The sequence below is a fragment of the Morganella sp. GD04133 genome, from assembly GCF_029835375.1.
GTDB classification, from domain to species: Bacteria; Pseudomonadota; Gammaproteobacteria; order Enterobacterales; family Enterobacteriaceae; genus Morganella; species Morganella morganii_B.
This window is the reverse complement of record NZ_JAODZS010000115.1, coordinates 1-525: the sequence shown is the minus strand read 5'-3', so window position 1 is coordinate 525 and position 525 is coordinate 1. Positions and strand designations below refer to the sequence as shown.

The window sequence follows — 525 nt, the reverse complement described above, 5'->3', positions numbered from 1 at the left end:
GGATACCTTCCTGAGAATATGAATATTGTTTCCCGGCTGGCAGCGATTATCAGAGATACCGTTACCGGCTGGACGGATGGGACGTTCCTGCAACCGTTTTTGGGTAACGACGATAATCACACGTCCATCCACCTGTTTACCGCCCTGGCGGTGATAACCATTGTCGCAAGGCACCGGATGAAAGAGGAAGGGACCCCGCAACGCAATGTGCTGAAAGTGCCGGCCTTTATGGCTGCTATTTTTATCCGTGCAGGCTACTATTGGACTGCGCTGGGAAATATGACAGGTCATCTCCCGTCCGGGCCGGAATCCGCTGAAAACACCGCTGAATTACAACACCCTCCCGCTTTTGAAGTCGACACTCTGGCGGAAATGAGCGGAGACAGATGCCAGGCTCTCACCCCCTGCCCGCCTTCAGCGCTGCAACTCACTGCATTTTCGTCAAATTCAACCACGAATCCTGAGAGGTGCTTCCGGGGGATAGTAAAGAACAGACCCGCAATGCCTGAAGCCATTAATTCCCTT

At 53.1% G+C, this 525-nt stretch carries 1 pseudogene; it reads left to right on the top strand.

Annotation, left to right across the window (positions count from 1 at the left end):
* Positions 1–18: 18 nt before the first annotated feature.
* A pseudogene (locus N7387_RS21385) lies at positions 19–525 on the top strand (hypothetical protein); the annotation flags it as partial.